General features: G+C 45.3%; 11 protein-coding genes. 3 read left to right on the top strand and 8 right to left on the bottom strand.

The annotated features are described in order from the left end of the window. Positions 1-116: 116 nt before the first annotated feature. The 4 genes from ahr to AC5JP1_RS10570 form a co-directional block, all read right to left on the bottom strand. Entirely contained in the window at positions 117-1,118 is a 1,002-nt protein-coding gene (gene ahr / locus AC5JP1_RS10585) for an NADPH-dependent aldehyde reductase Ahr (protein ID WP_493844087.1), read from the bottom strand. Positions 1,119-1,464: 346 nt separating this feature from the next. Further along, the gene (locus AC5JP1_RS10580; RefSeq protein WP_493844086.1) at positions 1,465-2,079 is read right to left on the bottom strand and encodes a YceI family protein; all 615 of its coding nucleotides are present in this window, start codon (positions 2,077-2,079) and stop codon (positions 1,465-1,467) included. 196 nt (positions 2,080-2,275) lie between these two features. Then, the gene (locus AC5JP1_RS10575; protein WP_493844085.1) at positions 2,276-5,380 is read right to left on the bottom strand and encodes an efflux RND transporter permease subunit; all 3,105 of its coding nucleotides are present in this window, start codon (positions 5,378-5,380) and stop codon (positions 2,276-2,278) included. Then, entirely contained in the window at positions 5,377-6,708 is a 1,332-nt protein-coding gene (locus tag AC5JP1_RS10570; RefSeq protein WP_493844084.1) for an efflux RND transporter periplasmic adaptor subunit, read from the bottom strand. The genes AC5JP1_RS10575 and AC5JP1_RS10570 overlap by 4 nt, the downstream gene beginning before the upstream one ends. 525 nt (positions 6,709-7,233) lie before the next feature. Between AC5JP1_RS10570 and AC5JP1_RS10565 the strand changes: the two genes are divergently transcribed. Further along, a complete protein-coding gene (locus tag AC5JP1_RS10565) occupies positions 7,234-7,362 on the top strand; it encodes a hypothetical protein (RefSeq protein ID WP_493844083.1) in 129 nt (42 codons plus the stop codon). Positions 7,363-7,436: 74 nt separating this feature from the next. On the opposite strand, the gene AC5JP1_RS10560 is transcribed toward AC5JP1_RS10565, so the two are convergent. Together AC5JP1_RS10560 and recG are read right to left on the bottom strand one after the other, a co-directional pair. Next, a complete protein-coding gene (locus AC5JP1_RS10560) occupies positions 7,437-8,318 on the bottom strand; it encodes an IS982 family transposase (RefSeq protein WP_057758743.1) in 882 nt (293 codons plus the stop codon). Positions 8,319-8,548: 230 nt separating this feature from the next. After that, positions 8,549-10,912, bottom strand: a complete 2,364-nt coding sequence (gene recG, locus AC5JP1_RS10555; protein ID WP_493844082.1) for an ATP-dependent DNA helicase RecG — start codon at positions 10,910-10,912, stop codon at positions 8,549-8,551. Between the two features lie 276 nt (positions 10,913-11,188). On the opposite strand from recG, the gene AC5JP1_RS10550 reads away from it, so the two are divergent. After that, positions 11,189-12,175 (top strand): patatin-like phospholipase family protein, encoded by a 987-nt coding sequence (locus AC5JP1_RS10550; RefSeq protein WP_493844081.1) that lies wholly within the window; start codon positions 11,189-11,191, stop codon positions 12,173-12,175. A gap of 214 nt (positions 12,176-12,389) precedes the next feature. Here AC5JP1_RS10550 and AC5JP1_RS10545 read toward each other — a convergent pair whose 3' ends face one another. Next, the gene (locus AC5JP1_RS10545; protein ID WP_319052099.1) at positions 12,390-12,971 is read right to left on the bottom strand and encodes a hypothetical protein; all 582 of its coding nucleotides are present in this window, start codon (positions 12,969-12,971) and stop codon (positions 12,390-12,392) included. A 554-nt stretch (positions 12,972-13,525) separates the two neighbouring features. On the opposite strand from AC5JP1_RS10545, the gene argA reads away from it, so the two are divergent. After that, complete coding sequence (gene argA, locus AC5JP1_RS10540) at positions 13,526-14,848, top strand: amino-acid N-acetyltransferase (protein ID WP_319052100.1); 1,323 nt, start codon at positions 13,526-13,528, stop codon at positions 14,846-14,848. 146 nt (positions 14,849-14,994) lie between these two features. Here the strand turns inward: argA and bamJ are convergent, their stop codons facing one another. Then, positions 14,995-15,726: a BamJ family beta-barrel-assembly machinery protein gene (gene bamJ / locus AC5JP1_RS10535; RefSeq protein WP_443526796.1), complete on the bottom strand. Its 732-nt coding sequence runs from the start codon at positions 15,724-15,726 to the stop codon at positions 14,995-14,997. Between the last annotated feature and the right edge of the window lie 149 nt (positions 15,727-15,875).

Raw genomic sequence — 15,875 nt, 5'->3', positions numbered from 1 at the left:
CAAATAGCCTCAAGCGTTTATATCAGACAAAAAAATAGTAGCGATACGTCATCTATTAAATGACCTATCGCTACTATGTTTAGAGCTCTCTATCTTTAGAGTAATGTCTTTAGAAGCTATTCTCTTTCTAATACCACTCTGTAGCGAGCATTACCACTTTCTAGGCGCTCAAACGCTTCGTTTATTTCAGACATTTTGTAAGTCTCAGTCACTGGTTGGATTTTGTGTCGCGCCGCAAAATCTAGCATTTTGCGCAGCGTCGATGGTGAGCCAACTGGTGAGCCTGATAGGCTTTTTTGCGCCATAATCATCGGTGCAGCTGATATCTCTAGTGGTGCTTCTAATATGCCAACAAAGTGTAGTTTACCCTTTGGCTTCAATGTCTGAACAACCAGATCCCAATTCATATCGACGTTTACCGTTGAGATGATCAAATCAAAAGAACCCGCGACTTTTTCGATTTCGCTATCATTTCGTGAGTTCAATGAGTGGTGAGCACCCATCTCTTTTGCTTCTTCTAGTTTCGACTCACTAGTGAACGCGGTCACTTCACAGCCCCATGCATTGGCAAACTGCAACGCAAGGTGACCTAAGCCACCAATACCGATTACGGCTACTCTTGAGGTTGGTGTGATACCGTACTCTACAAGTGGGTTAAACACGGTGACACCGCCGCATAATAGTGGTCCCACTGCATTAAAATCTAGTCCTTCAGGAACCTTTATGACGCTGGTATCTTTTGCGCGCACTTTGTCTGCAAAGCCGCCATGGTTACCAATAATCGTACCTTCTTGCTCAGGGCATAGGTTATGGTCGCCATCGATACATAAATCACAAACGTTACAGTACCCTTTATGCCAGCCAAGGCCGACTTTATCACCTAGCTCCAGGTGCTTAACATGTTTCCCCTTATTAAGGACTTTACCTGCAACTTCATGTCCGCCAACAAACGGGTATTGGGTCATACCCCATTCGTTTTGCCACATTGATAGATCACTGTGACAGATACCGCAGCTGTGTACTTCGATTTCTACTTCATGGTCGCCTAGAGCACCTGGATCATACTCATAAGGTTCAAATTTGCCACCTTTCTCTTTTGCTGCATATGCATTAATCATCGTTATTCCTTATTTTTAGTCATTGTGATAGTTAGATTTTTAATCATTGTGATTGTTAATTTATAGTTCTATTGGCTATTGGGACATCGAATGCATTATTAAGGTCAGGCATAATCGAGGTATCAACATCATTGAAATATTTATCGACCCGACATAGAAGGCATTTTGAATAGAGACGTTTTAGATAGCAGCATCCTAAATAAAAGCTTCTTTGATAAATCCAATTGAGCGGACTTCCAATTGAGGGGACTATAGCAAAGACTGATGCTATTACACCATCACCTTTAACAAATTAGGACCAACCTCATACACAGTCTCATACTTAAAGGTCTGAGCACAGCTACTACTAACGCTTTGCGGCTTCAATCTGAATATTCAGCCGCACTTCGCTGGTGATACCTAATAGCGTATATTTACTAATACCCCATTTTGTTCGGTCAATGATTGTAGTGAAATCACCACCACAGACTGGCTTTTTGAGTATTGGGTTCAGATAACAATTGAACTTAGTCGCTGTTAATGTAACGGGGTTGGTCTTGCCATGTAGCGTCAACATCCCATCGATTTTACTGACGTTTGAACCATTATCATCGGTTGAAAAGTACCATTTAGTAGACTCAAATTGCGCTAATGGAAACTGCTTAACATCAAAAAAATCTGCGCTTTTGAGTGCAATATCAAACCCTTTATCTCCTGTATTTAAGCTGTTCAGAGGAATAACCAACGAGATATCACCAGTTCTGGCTGCGGCGTTGTAGTCTAGCTGTCCAGTTAGATTGTAGAACCCACCTGTGTTGGTCGAGGTATTAAAGTGGTCAATAGCAAAACGTACATTGGTATGAGTAGGGTCAATATCATAAATCACCGCATGGCTGCTAGTGAGACCTAACATGCCTATACATACAGCTGGTAGAAGCTTGCGAGTGGGCAGCATGATTGCCGCAAGAGACATTCGATTCATAATAACATTCCTTTGTGATCGTAAATGATAGGGCAATCGTGTCATTTATATTCTTCGCAATCAGGCCCTTATGTATATTGCGCTCTTATATAATGACAACAAGCCCATACTTAATCAATAAGTATGGGCTTGTCTGTTTTGATACGACATCATTGCTAGTAGTATGTCACGCAAATGATCGACCAAAGACATCACATCATATCTTACTGTCCGTGGTTGCCTGATCTTTACCGCTTGGCACCAGCCATTTGGCAAACCATCCTGACAAATCATCCATCAGAGTATAGACGACTGGAATGACCACTAGACTAAGTAACGTTGAGGTGACCAGACCGCCCAATACCGCTGCTGCCATTGGTCGCCTAAATGTCGGGTCCGCATCACCCCAACCGAACACCAGTGGCAACATACCAGCGCCCATTGCAATGGTAGTCATGATAATAGGGCGCGCGCGTTTGCGGCATGCATCTACGATAGCTTCAAAACGTGCCAAACCTTGACGCTGCGCAATCAGCGCATAGTCGACGAGTAGAATTGAGTTTTTGGTCGCAATACCCATGAGCATGATAAAACCAATCATCGACGGCATCGACAAGCTACTATTGGTAATAACCAAGCCAACAAACGCCCCGCCTATCGATAATGGCAATGCCATTAAGATAGTAAACGGCTGCAACAAACGACCAAACAGTAAGATGAGTACACCCAAAATACAGACCACACCTACCGACATGGCGATGATAAACCCACTAAAGAGATCGGCCATGTTCTCAGCTTGACCCTGATCAATGATAGTAATTGCAGATGGTAGTTGCTGCATGGTCGGCACAGATTTGACCGCTTGGACCAAATCGCCAAGCTCACCACTCGCTGGTTGTACGGTGATACTAATAGCACGCTCGCGATCTAACCTACTGATCTGCGCAGGACCTGTGCCAAAGTCTAGATCGGCGACCTCGCCCACGCGTACCCCTTGTCCTGCAGGCAGTGTGCTCGGTACATATAGACCTTCTAACTGACTCACATTTTGCTTGGCCACATCTGGCAGACGCACCACGATAGGAATTTGACGCGTATCTAGATTGAGCTTTGACAAGCGCTGCTCATAGTCACCAACGGTCGCCACGCGCAATGTGGTCGCTATGTCCTGAGTTGTGACCCCTTTATCAGCCATTGCCAGTCTATTAGGCGTTACCGTCAGCTCTTGACGCGGTAGACTACGGTCACTGGTCACAGCGCCTGCACTTGGTAGCCCGCGTATTTCGGTCATGATTTGCTGGGCCGTTTGCTCCAGCAGTTGCGGATTGGTGCTGGTCAATGAAAAGTTATAGCCACTCTCCCCGCCACTTGATAATCCTACCGTAAAGCGTGCTCCTGGCACATCTGTCATCAACTCGCTGATTTTTCGTTCGATTTCTTTTTTGGTGCCTCGTTCTGCACGCGGCGCCAGCACAATATCTAAGCCTGCAATGTTCTCAGCTTTGCCGCCGCCACCATCTGATGCGCCCATTGACGCTTGCGCCTCTCCCACTGAGGTGAAAATATTGGTCACTTCAGGCATTGCTAAGATACGAGTGCTAGCAAGTGCCGCCACGCGTTCTGTATCGGCCAATGAGACATCAGGTGTCAGCTCAATGGCAACCCGAGTCTGGTCGATGTCATTATCCGGAATGAACGAGGTCGGTAACAGTTTGACTAACCCTAGTGAAGCCACGAACAGTACCAGCGTAGCAGCCATAGTGAGCCAGCGATGATGCAGTGTCCAAGAGACAATCTTAAGATAATACGTCATGATCGCGCTTTGTTTTTCGACGTGCTTTTTCTCTGGTCTGAGTATATACGCTGCCATCATAGGGGTGATCAGACGCGCTACCATGAGTGATGCAAAGATCGATAACGCAGCGGTCCAACCAAACTGACGAAAGAACTGTCCGACAATACCGCCCATAAATGCCGTCGGTAAAAACACCGCAATCAAAGTAAAAGTAGTGGCAACCACCGCCAGACCAATCTCATCTGCCGCTTCCATAGCCGCCTCATAAGGCGTCTTGCCCATACGTAAATGCCGGATAATGTTTTCGACCTCAACGATGGCATCATCAACCAACACCCCGATGACCAATGACAACGCCAGCAGCGAGATGATATTAAGGCTAAAGCCAAACAGATACATACCCAAAAAGGTCGGTATTACTGATAAAGGTAGGGCAACGGCAGCAACAATCGTCGCTCGAATATTGCGTAAGAACAGAAATACCACGACGACCGCTAAAATGCCACCTTCGATTAACATCCGTAGAGAGGACTCGTAGTCCTCAGCTACTGGCGTTGCGCGATCATAAACCTTTTCGATGCTGATATTACCCACATCAGCGGTCAGCTTGGCAAGTTCGTCATCGACAAGCTTCATGACATCGACTTCGCTGGCACCGCGTGAGCGAGTGATGTTGAACGCCACCACCGTCTCCCCATCCAGTTTCGCAATAGAGCTTGGATCAGCGGCGCCATCAGTAATTTGTGCCATACGTCCAAGCGCTTGTGTACCGCCTGTGGGCACAGCAACCTGTACATTATTGAGCTCATTTGCACGCTCAACAGCACCCAGCACACGGATAGTTTGAGTGGTATTACCCACTTCAGCTTCCCCGCCCGAGCTGTCTTGCTGGATACCAGCGATTTGCTGTGACAGTTGCGAGATGGATAGTTTTAGACCACTGAGCGCAATTGGATCAGCGGCAACCGTGATTTCACGCTGTAGTCCCCCAACACGGCTGACGGTACTGACACCAGGTATATCAGAGAGCCGCTTGGTGACAGTATCATCAACGAACCACGATAGATCCTCCACACTCATGTTTTGAGCAGCCACAGAATAAGTGACGACTGGAAACCCTGCCGTAGATACTTTGGTAATAATAGGATCATTGGCAGCGGCTGGTAGATCTCCTCGTACTTCACCGACTGCCGAGCGTACATCATCGACGGCTTCTTGAATGTCTTTTTCTAACGTAAACTCAGTCGCCATCGTCGCGGCACCAGTCTGTAACGTGGTACGAATATGACTCACACCCTCGATACTGGTCAGCTTATTTTCGATCTTCTTTGCGATGTCGTTTTCGAGCTGTGAGGGCGCGGCGCCTGGTAGTGTTACCGTCACGACCACAGCGGGTAGATCTATATCTGGGAACTGCTGCACCTTCATTTTCATGAAGCCGTAAATACCGCCCAATGTTAGAAGCACAAACAGCAAGATAGCCACTAGCGGGTTTTTAATCGAGTAAGCGGAGACGTTTAAACTCATGACTGTGCCTGCACTGCTGTACTCGTTTGGCTCACACCATCTACGATACGCACCAAGTCACCATCATTTAAAAAGCTACCACCTTGTTTTACAATTCGGCTATCACTTGGCAAAGGCTCTAATACGGCGACATTTTCACCCAGTCTTTCGCCTAGTGTCACACGCTGTTGCTTGATACGGCCCATAGACTTGTCGTCTCGAGACGTGGTCTCAGCCATCACTAGCATCACATAATCGTAGCCATCGTTGCTCACGATAGCGCTATTCGGAATCGTTTGGGTATTGGTACTTCCAAGCAGGAACTGGCCTGTCTGATACATACCAGCACGTATGTTTGCATTGGGAGCCAAACTTGCATAAATCGTGATTTGGCGATTGCTGTCTGCTGTCGGGGCAATACGGCTCACCTGCCCCATCACTGCATCACCGCCAGGCAGAGCGACTCGTACCGATGTGCCAACGTTGATATCGCCAATGAGTTTAGGGTCGATATCAGCTTGCCATTCTAAAATACCGCCTTTGATAATTGTAAATAAAGGCTCGCCGCCTGCGACCTGCCCAACCTCTACCATCTTGGCACTGATGATACCGCTCACTGGCGCGACCACTTTTGCATTGTCACGTGTCAAACGCTGATTGCTCAAACGAGCTTTGGACGCCTGCAAAGCGGCTCTTGCACGTACTTCAGAGGTACGATAGCGATCAGCTTCTTGTTTGCTAATGGCATCAATATCGATAAGAGGCAATACACGTGCCGCATCTGCACTGGCATTGGCGAGTGTTGCTTCTGCTTCTGCGACATCTGCCTCAGCCTGCAGCACTTGTTGCTCCATCGCATCGGTGTCAAACATTGCGAGGACTTGTCCTGCGCTTACGCGGTCACCCTCCTCGACCAGTATACGTTCGATGGCGACACCATTTACTTTTGCACTGACGTTGGCAGTGTCTTTGGCATTAATGGTGCCATCAGCACTGAGTGTACTGCCGATATCTTCTTGGCTTGGACTGATAGTTTCTACTGAGAGCACAGACTGCTCCGTACTAGCACTACCATCAGCTACATTATCGCCTGCCACACTAGTGGACGCTGCTGACTCGTCCGTTGCTGCCGTATCATTATTGCCCCAATACTTGCCCAAGAGGACACCAACGACCAGCACCGCTGCCAATGCAGGCAGCAGCCATAGCGGCATTTTGGAAGTGGGCTTTTGAGACAGGGTATCAGATTGACGATACGGTGGTAGTTTGGAGGGTCCGGATGGCTCAATATTGGTGTCTTGCTCGCGAGTTGGTACGTGCTTATCCTCAGGCTGTTTAAAATCACTCATAGTTGGTCTCTATAAATAAGCACGGTACTAACGCCGCAAGAAGTATAAGGGAAACAAGATGATGTAAACCGGTATTATCAACAATAGTCTTTTATCATTGTAGACTATCTCTTTACAGGGTCAATTGTGTAGAATATCTGCATAGTCAATTGATGATGATTATCAGAATATAGTAAGACATTGAACTTGATAAAGATATTAACAGCCAAAATTATAATGTGAGTAAAAAACCGACCACGATAATTTATCGTTGTATATCCACATTACGTCCAAACCTATTTATCTATTCTTCTATATCTAATATTCAGCCTTCAAGGCATCTCTTTGACAATAACGCTTAATCCTTTATCCTTTGGATAGATAAGTAGCTGAGCATAATGTCGCAGCGAATGCACGCATATGTAAAAGGCACACTGAAAACAGCAACTTGCAATAACTCACGATACATACGCCCTACAGTTTATACTTGTACTTATGAGGTAATTTGTCATTATTGATATAACGTCATCAATAAAGGAAACCATCATGGCTAATAAAGCAGAAGTAAAAAAGATTAAGCAAGAGATTAAAGATACCAAAGTAAAAATTAAGCAAAAACAGAAAGACCTCAAAGATTTAAAGAAGTCATTAAAAAAAGCGAAAAAAGCCAAATAGCTTTTTGCTGAGAAATGGCTTAATGTTTATAACCCCAGTTCGGGATAAGCCACATTATAACTCATTGATACTATTTACAATGTTGCTACCTGTCCCTGCTGAGGCATATTTTTGATGGTGGGTTTATAGGGAAACCAGCAATAAGCAATTAAACCTGACAGCAAGTTTGTGATAAACCCCGTGACACTACGATGGCGTGAATGCTCAATCTGACACAAGTTTTTAAGCTCCCCAAACACCGTTTCAACCAAAGAGCGATGATTGAGTAGTGCCTCATCCATAGGCTCAAGTAATTGGGGTTTCATATTACGCCGAAGTTTCGTTATCAGCCTAGTATCACTGTGTTTTGTGAGCCACGCGTTTAGTGCTTTACTGATGTATCCTCTATCACCAAACAGCTTACCAAATAACGGCGTTGCCATATCCTTAACAGGCACTCTGTCATCCGTATTACCCGCAGTGACTTTAACAGATACAAGCTCGCCCTTATGATTGATAATGGCGTGCAGCTTAAAGCCATAGAACCAGCCCATGCTGCTTTTGCCTCGGGTTGCAAGTCCCTTAAAGACTTTATGACGGTAGATACGCTTGTTATGACAAACTGCTATCTTGGTTGAATCAATATAGCTGATACCCGTACAGTCGCCCATCATGCTTTGCAAGTAGCTGCACAGTGGTATGATACTGCGCGGTATAAGCTCTATAAATCGCGAGTAGCTCGGCAGATTTGGAAACTCCCGTTTCATCATGCCAAGCATGTGATGGTAGTAAAACGCCTTAAACTGTCGATAACGTAATTGATGAAACAGTATCAAGATGGTCATAATCTCTGCTACACTTATCTGGCATGCTCTTAACCTTTGGTGTCCCGTTGCGATTAAATGAGCGTCAAACTCAGGTTTGAATTGCTGATAAAAGTCGTCAATATGGCAGTATAGTTCGGTTAGGTTGTCCATGTAAGAAGTCCTTGTTGTGAAGTTTGTCTTGGTAAACTTACTTTAGCAACTTCGGACTTCTTTTTTTATTTTTTTTTTGAGCCCTTATCCCGAACTGGGGTTGTTTATAATAAGCCGCTTTTATGAAATAGCTTGGGTTTAGAAATAGAAGAGGATAGCGTTGGCTGTCCTCTTTTTTGCTGTTTATTGATGGTAAGAAGATCGCAAACGGTATTGCTAGGCTTGATTGACTAGGCGTTGGTATAACGACTGGCCTCTGGCATCCAGCGATGAATCAATTGGCTAACATCTGGCTTACGCGCTGGATCTGCTATCAAATGCTTAGCCAAACGCTGAGCAATGGCAAATAATTGCTCATCACGTATTAAGTCAGCCAAATAATATCCGACGTTACCCGTTTGGCGCTTACCCAGTAGCTCACCCGGTCCACGCAGCTCTAAATCCTTTTGAGCAATGACAAAACCATCAGTGCTATCACGCAGTACCTTGAGCCGCTCTGTGCCAGTCTCCGAGAGCGGCTTTTGATAGAGCAGTACACAGTAGCTTTTAGTAGAGCCGCGCCCAACGCGCCCGCGTAATTGATGCAGCTGTGATAGACCCAAGCGCTCGGCATTTTCGATCACCATAAGCGACGCATTAGGGACATCGACACCTACTTCGATTACCGTTGTCGCAATCAGCAAGTCCAAGCTACCTTCCTTAAACGCTTGCATGATGGCTTGCTTATCAGCAGATTTCATTTTGCCATGCACCAGCCCAATGCGAATATCTAAGCGCTCATTTAAGTCTTCATAGGTGGCTTCAGCCGCTTGTGCATCTAGCACGCTTGATGCCTCGACTAACGAGCACACCCAGTAGGCTTGCCTGCCTGCCTCACAGTTAACAGCTATGCGCTCAATCACCTCATCACGTCGGTTCCGATCAACGGTCACCGTCGTGATTGGTGTGCGTCCTGGCGGCAACTCATCAATGATGGAGGTATCCATGTCGCCATAGACACTCATTGCAAGCGTCCGAGGAATTGGTGTTGCTGTCATGATCAGTTGGTGCGGCGTGCTGTTGGCCACGCCTTTATTGGTCAACGCCATTCGCTGCTCAACACCAAAACGATGCTGTTCATCAATGATGACCAGACCCAGTTTGGCAAACTGTACTTGCTCCTGGAACAGAGCATGCGTACCAACGATGACTTGTACAGTATTTTCCGCAACCGCTTCCAATGCCTCGCGACGTTGTTTGGCCGTTTGCTTGCCGGCAAGCCAGCCAACACTGATTCCCAATGGCTCAAACCATTGCTTGAAGTTTACCAAATGCTGTTCTGCCAAGATCTCAGTCGGCGCCATTACGGCCACTTGCCAGCCGCTATCTAACGCATATCCGGCAGCTCCTGCTGCAACCAATGTCTTACCAGCGCCCACGTCACCCTGTACCAATCGCAGCATCGGAATTGAGGTTGCCATATCTGTGGTGATATCTGTCATTACTCTTTTTTGGGCACTCGTTAAATCAAACGGCAATGCGCCAAACAACTTATCGGTAAGCTGGCTGTGAGTAGTACATTTAGGCGCTTTGTGCTGATGCAGTTGCTGGCGGCGATACAGTAGACTGAGCTGATGCGCAGTCAACTCTTCAATAATTAGACGCTGACAGGCAGCATGAGTGCGTGCCGTCAGTTGAGTCAATAACTTGTACTGCTGGCTCGCATTTGTATAAGTCGGCGGTGTATGTAGCAGCACTAATGCTTCAAATATCGTCAAATTATAGACATTGTGCTGAGCAGTACTGGCAGCGACGTTATGTATGTCGTTATCTGCCTGATAGGTAGAAGGACTGGGTTTATAGACGCTATTGCCAATCGCATTGCTAGTCACATTATCAGGCACGCTACGCGCCAACGTCGAAAAAATATCTTCTGGGTATTCTGTCTCAGATACAGTTGGTGTGGCAGGCTCAAACGGCACGAGTGGTAAATCAGCAACGACTGCAAAGTCTTTGGCTGTGAATAACGTCATGGGCAAACCCTGACTACGAACTGTCTGCAATGCCAGTTTAATCAAGGTGCGTAGTTTGTTTTGATGCAGACCTTTCACGCTAGGATAGATAGGCTGTAGACCGGTATCGGTTGTGACAGTATTGTCAGTGATGATCTGATACTCAGGATGATGTATTTGTTTGCCGTAACGGCTGACTTTGACTTCCCCAAACAGCTGTAAGCGTGTTCCCAAATTCATAGTCTGTACCAGACCACGATAGACCTTAAAAAACCGTAACGATATCGTACCCGTATCATCGTCCACGGTCACGGTCATACCGCTGCGTTTGGTATCGACATGGACGACCCGACCAGTGATCAACGCCGACTGTCCATGCGCCACCTCACCGATTGATACCAGTCGACTACGATCTTCATAATCACGCGGCAAGTGGAGCAGCAAATCAAATATCCGTTTGATATTCAGTTGCGCTAGTTGCTCTGCCACTTTTGTTCCAACGCCTGCCAGCGCTGTCACTGGCATGTCTAGTGCTGAAGGCGGCAAGTCAGGCCTTGTGTGGACTTTTACACTGGCTAAAGAAGCATTCGTTGATACTGACATCAAAAATCCTAACGATATTATTTTTAATTTTTATATACTAAGGGTGTTTTTAATATACCGTACATATTGGCAGTTGTCATAAAATAGCTACCATATATAGCACATATAAAAATACCAATTCGTATCATTATAGCTGACAATACAATTGCTTATGCCCAGCTATTTGGTAATACTGCTGCAAAACAATCCAATGGCAAACGACTGAACGTCTGACTGTTATCCAGTGAACAACTTCTATCTTCTTTTTACATCATGGCAACGCTATAAGGTGCTTTTATGTTTGCTTCTGTTTGGCATGGTCATTTTCACTCTCCTCTAGGCCTGATACGCGCCGGTTTAGTGACTGTATTTGGACTCACTATCAGTGCTTGTAGCACTATAGCGCCCGCCGATTCAGCAATGTCAGCACCAGCTATAGAGCCACCTAGTGTCGCATTGGTATTGGGCGGCGGCGGTGCGAAAGGGTTTGCTCATGTGGGGGTAATCAAGGCGTTAGAAGAGAATGGCATTAAACCGACAATGGTAGTTGGCACCAGTGTCGGTAGCTTAATTGGCAGCTTATATGCGAGTGGCTATACACCACTACAGCTTGAGCAGTTGGCACTGACCACATCGAGCAGCCAGCTTACAGATTTTACGATATCCAACCAAGGCTTTATCGAAGGCATCAAGCTCAAAAACTTTATTAATAATAAAGTGAACGCAAAAGCAATAGAGGATTTCCCTATTAGCTTTGCGGCAGTTGCAGCAGAAAAGCATACCCTAAAAAAGGCCGTCTTCACTACAGGCAATGCAGGTCTTGCTGTTCAAGCCTCTTGTAGCGTGCCTAATATTTTTATCGCACCGCGAATCCCCGAAAAAGTCGGTAAAAAATATGTCGATGGTGGGGTGGTCAGCTTAGTCCCTGTAGATAGCGCTCGTGACTTGGGTGCGGATATTATTATTGCTGTTGATGTCACCACTGCTCAAGATAATGGCGCTACGGTTAATAACTCTCTAACCATCAGCTCATTAAGTGACTTTTGGGGATTTCTCGAAACCAATATCGTATCACCCGCAACGAACCAACGCACCTCATCAATGCGCCGCGAGCGAGATCGTGCTGATATCATCATTGAACCAAACGTGGGGCATATTAGCTCAATAGATACTAGGCAGCGTCGCCATCTTATAGAAGCAGGCTCACAAGCAACTACACCGCATATCAGCGCTATCAAACAACTGATACAAGAAAAGTCCAAAAGCAAATACGCAACCCTTTAGTCTTACTTATCCAAAAGACACTTATCTAGAGATGCTTGTCCAAAGATACTTATTCAGAAACACCCACCAAAAAATCTCGGCCAACATTTATTCCAGTACATAAAAAAGCACCATAGCTATAAGCCGTGGTGCTTTGTACTAGAGCCTATTGTTACTTATTAGCGCTTAGCAAACGCCTCAAAGGAACGTTTTCCAAGCCGTAGCTGATTTAGTGTTATTTAACACGTGCGCGATATTTTACTGCTACCGTATCATTCAGGCCAACGCCTTCGAGATCCCAGCGAACTGCTTTATAGTATCTGAGCGCGACATCTTGCAGTTGATTATCTACCTTTGTACGTAGTGGCATACGAGCGAAGTTGTTGCCATCAACACTACCATATGGGAAATCAGGTGCCACGGTACCAAGCAGCTCTACTTGATCAGGAATACTCATAGTAACCGTCATCTTACGTACACGATCTGCATTGGTATTGGTGAAGTATCCTTGATACTCCAAAACATTGCCTGATTGCAATCGAGTATTAGTATCAACAGGAACGAGAGTCTCTTGACCATTGGCATCGACGCTTACCAACGATGCTGTGATTTTGCTATTGACCGCTTGGGCGCTTGAGTTACCGCTCGCACTTGCCTGCATTGCCATTGAACTATCAACTGCTTGCTCTGGTGTCGGAAGCATTGCTGATGCTTGCGTGACTACCATTGCACCGATGAGCGTACCGGCAACAACGTGAAATAAGCGATGACCGCTCCAAGCACTAAATGGGCTAGCAAATTGGTTACTTTTTTTCATAATTCTCATTATCCCTAGTTGATATTTCGGTAAAACGCAGATGGCAAAACGTAAACTTTTTAGATCTATTCAATAGTTGTCTTATATCGCTCATGACTACTTGAGCAACCTAGCCCTAATACTACAGCACATATAACTGATGGTATGACTTAAACCATAGCCGATAAGCAAGTTAGCATTATTTGCTTTTTGACTATTTTTTCCTATCAAGTACATGATCACGTCACAGTTGCTATTTTTTCAGAGCCACTCTTTTTATAAAGTCACTTCTTACAGAGTTGCTTCTTACAGAGTTACTTCTTATAAAATCACTATTTTTATGATTATCTTCGTTCGCTAACCGTAAAGCAATAGCGCTTAGCATAGCAAAAAGCTTTTGTGTGTACATTAACCCCGTGTTGAGGTTGTGTATATCATAATATTGCGATAAAACACCCGAACACAGCTGAAATAAAAGATAGCTCATAACCGCGTTTTTTGCTATGGTAAATCTTTAGCGTAAGGCATGTTTTTGCTGCGCATTTTTTCTTATTCTAACGACTACTGCTCCCATTATGACTACTAGTTCCATGCCCCAGATTAATCCTGAATACGTCCATTGGTTCCGTAACTCTGCCCCATACATCAACACCCATCGCGGCAAAACGTTCGTGATCATGTTTGGCGGTGAGGCGGTCAACCATCCTAACTTCAGCACACTGATTCATGACTTTGCTTTGCTCCATAGTTTGGGCATCAAGCTGGTACTGGTGCATGGGGCGCGACCACAAATCGAAAAGAATCTTAAAGACGACAATATTGAGTCTCCGCTACATCAAGATATCCGTATCACCCCGCGTGCAGCGATGCCAGCTATTCTACAGGCGGTTGGCGCTATTCGTTTACAGATCGAAGCACAGCTGTCGATGGGGCTTGCCAATTCACCTATGTATGGTTCGCGCATTGATGCCATCTCAGGTAACTTTGTGACTGCGCGCCCTTATGGCATCCGTGAAGGCATTGACTATCAAATGACGGGCGAAGTTCGTTCTATCGATGTGGAAGCCATCAAAAACAACTTATTACATGACCACACCGTGATACTAGGCTCTATGGGCTATTCGGCGACGGGTGAGGTATTTAATTTGCTCGCTGAAGACGTTGCGCTTAGTGCTGCAGTAGCGTTAGGAGCCGATAAGCTTATCTTCTTGGGTGAGGAAGCTGGCATCAATGATGGTGATCGTTTATTACATGAGATGATTCCTAACGAAGTGGATCGCTTCTTGCGCGACCGTGATCTAAACTGTGAAATCAATTACTTCTTAAACTGCGCAAGCCTAGCATGTCGCCAAGGGGTACATCGTACACATATCATCTCCTACGCCAAAAATGGCGCACTACTAGAAGAGCTATTCACTCGTGATGGTTCTGGTACGCTTATCAGCCATGATCCTTACGAAGAGATTCGCCGTGCCAATATCGATGATGTGGTTGGTCTTATCGAGCTGCTATCTCCTCTAGAAGAGCAAGGCATCTTAGTCAGCCGCTCACGTGAACGCTTAGAACAAGAAATTGATAATTATAGTGTCATCGAGCGTGATGGTATGATTTTGGGCTGTGCCGCGCTACATACGTTAGATGCTGAGTCAGCAGAAGTGGCTTGTGTGGCCGTACGTCCTGAGTATCGCAGTGGTAGTCGCGGTGCTGACTTGCTGGCGTTCTTGGAGCAGCAAGCGCGCAGTCATGGCTTGCATAAGCTATTTGTTTTGACGACTCGTACTGCGCATTGGTTCGTTGAGCAAGGCTTTGCTGAAGTTGAAGCAGATGCCTTACCAGAATCACGTCAAGAGCAGTACCATAATGGTCGCAACTCTAAAGTCTTTCAAAAGAACCTATAGAGGATAGCCAAGCTGATATTATTCTTATTTGACTTGCTCTAACAAGGGTAATATCAATCAAACTAAAATATTTGCGCAATAAAAAGCCTTCATAATCATTATGAAGGCTTTTTATTCGCTAGATACTTATTTCACGCGCTAAATACCTACTTAACGCTTAATAGCTCAACCGTGAAGATAAGCGTGCTGTTAGGCTCGATACCAGCATTACCCGCTTCGCCATAGGCGATGTCTGATGGGATATAGAACTCGTATTTGCCGCCCTCTTTCATCAACTGTAGACCTTCTGTCCAGCCAGCGATTACTTGGTTAAGTGGGAACTCAATTGGCTCACCGCGCTCATAAGAGCTATCAAATACGGTACCATCAATCAATTTACCTTCGTAGTTTACTTCCACCACGTCAGTTGCTTTTGGTGATTTACCAGTACCTTCTTTTAGTACTTTGTACTGTAAGCCAGAATCAGTTTGCTTGACGCCTTCTTTCTTCGCATTTTCTGCTAGGTATGCAGTACCTGCTGTTTTGTTTTCTGTTGCTTTGTTTTCCATGTCTTTGACGAACTGCTCTTCTTGTTCTTTTTGATAGGTCATCAATACTTCTTGCATCTGCTCTTGAGTCAATGCTGAGTCATTGCCTTCATAGCCATCACGGAAGCCTTTTTCAAAAGTATCTAGGTTCAGATCTTTAACTGCTTCTTTATTACCTTCTGCCATCATGAAACCTAAGCTATAGCCCACTTTTTCACTTGCTGAGCTTTGCTCTGTGATAGAAACGCTTTGAGCGGCTGTTTCTTGACTGCCGTTATTAGTGCTACAACCTGTCATTAACAACATAGCACTAGCAAGAGCGCTAACGCTTAAAGTAGTGATTTTTTTCATAAAGTACTCTCTAATTGTAAGAATAGTGGCGAGATGTCACATTTCTCTATAATAACAAATCTTAGTTTTGGGAACCACGCTTTGCGCAAAATTATCGGGCGAATGTACAGTCTGTGTAAATATTTCCTGTGATAATAACAAGTTATCAC

It is taken from the genome of Psychrobacter sp. H29 (genome assembly GCF_059073055.1).
This window is presented reverse-complemented; position numbering and strand designations above follow the sequence as displayed.

Coding starts and splice junctions, on each gene's coding strand:
- ahr (WP_493844087.1), bottom strand. CDS start 1,118: ATGATTAATGCATATGCAGCAAAAGAGAAAGGTGGCAAATTTGAACCT.
- bamJ (WP_443526796.1), bottom strand. CDS start 15,726: ATGAAAAAAATCACTACTTTAAGCGTTAGCGCTCTTGCTAGTGCTATG.
- AC5JP1_RS10570 (WP_493844084.1), bottom strand. CDS start 6,708: ATGAGTGATTTTAAACAGCCTGAGGATAAGCACGTACCAACTCGCGAG.
- recG (WP_493844082.1), bottom strand. CDS start 10,912: ATGTCAGTATCAACGAATGCTTCTTTAGCCAGTGTAAAAGTCCACACA.
- AC5JP1_RS10560 (WP_057758743.1), bottom strand. CDS start 8,318: ATGGACAACCTAACCGAACTATACTGCCATATTGACGACTTTTATCAG.
- AC5JP1_RS10550 (WP_493844081.1), top strand. CDS start 11,189: ATGTTTGCTTCTGTTTGGCATGGTCATTTTCACTCTCCTCTAGGCCTG.
- AC5JP1_RS10575 (WP_493844085.1), bottom strand. CDS start 5,380: ATGAGTTTAAACGTCTCCGCTTACTCGATTAAAAACCCGCTAGTGGCT.
- argA (WP_319052100.1), top strand. CDS start 13,526: ATGACTACTAGTTCCATGCCCCAGATTAATCCTGAATACGTCCATTGG.
- AC5JP1_RS10580 (WP_493844086.1), bottom strand. CDS start 2,079: ATGAATCGAATGTCTCTTGCGGCAATCATGCTGCCCACTCGCAAGCTT.
- AC5JP1_RS10545 (WP_319052099.1), bottom strand. CDS start 12,971: ATGAAAAAAAGTAACCAATTTGCTAGCCCATTTAGTGCTTGGAGCGGT.
- AC5JP1_RS10565 (WP_493844083.1), top strand. CDS start 7,234: ATGGCTAATAAAGCAGAAGTAAAAAAGATTAAGCAAGAGATTAAAGAT.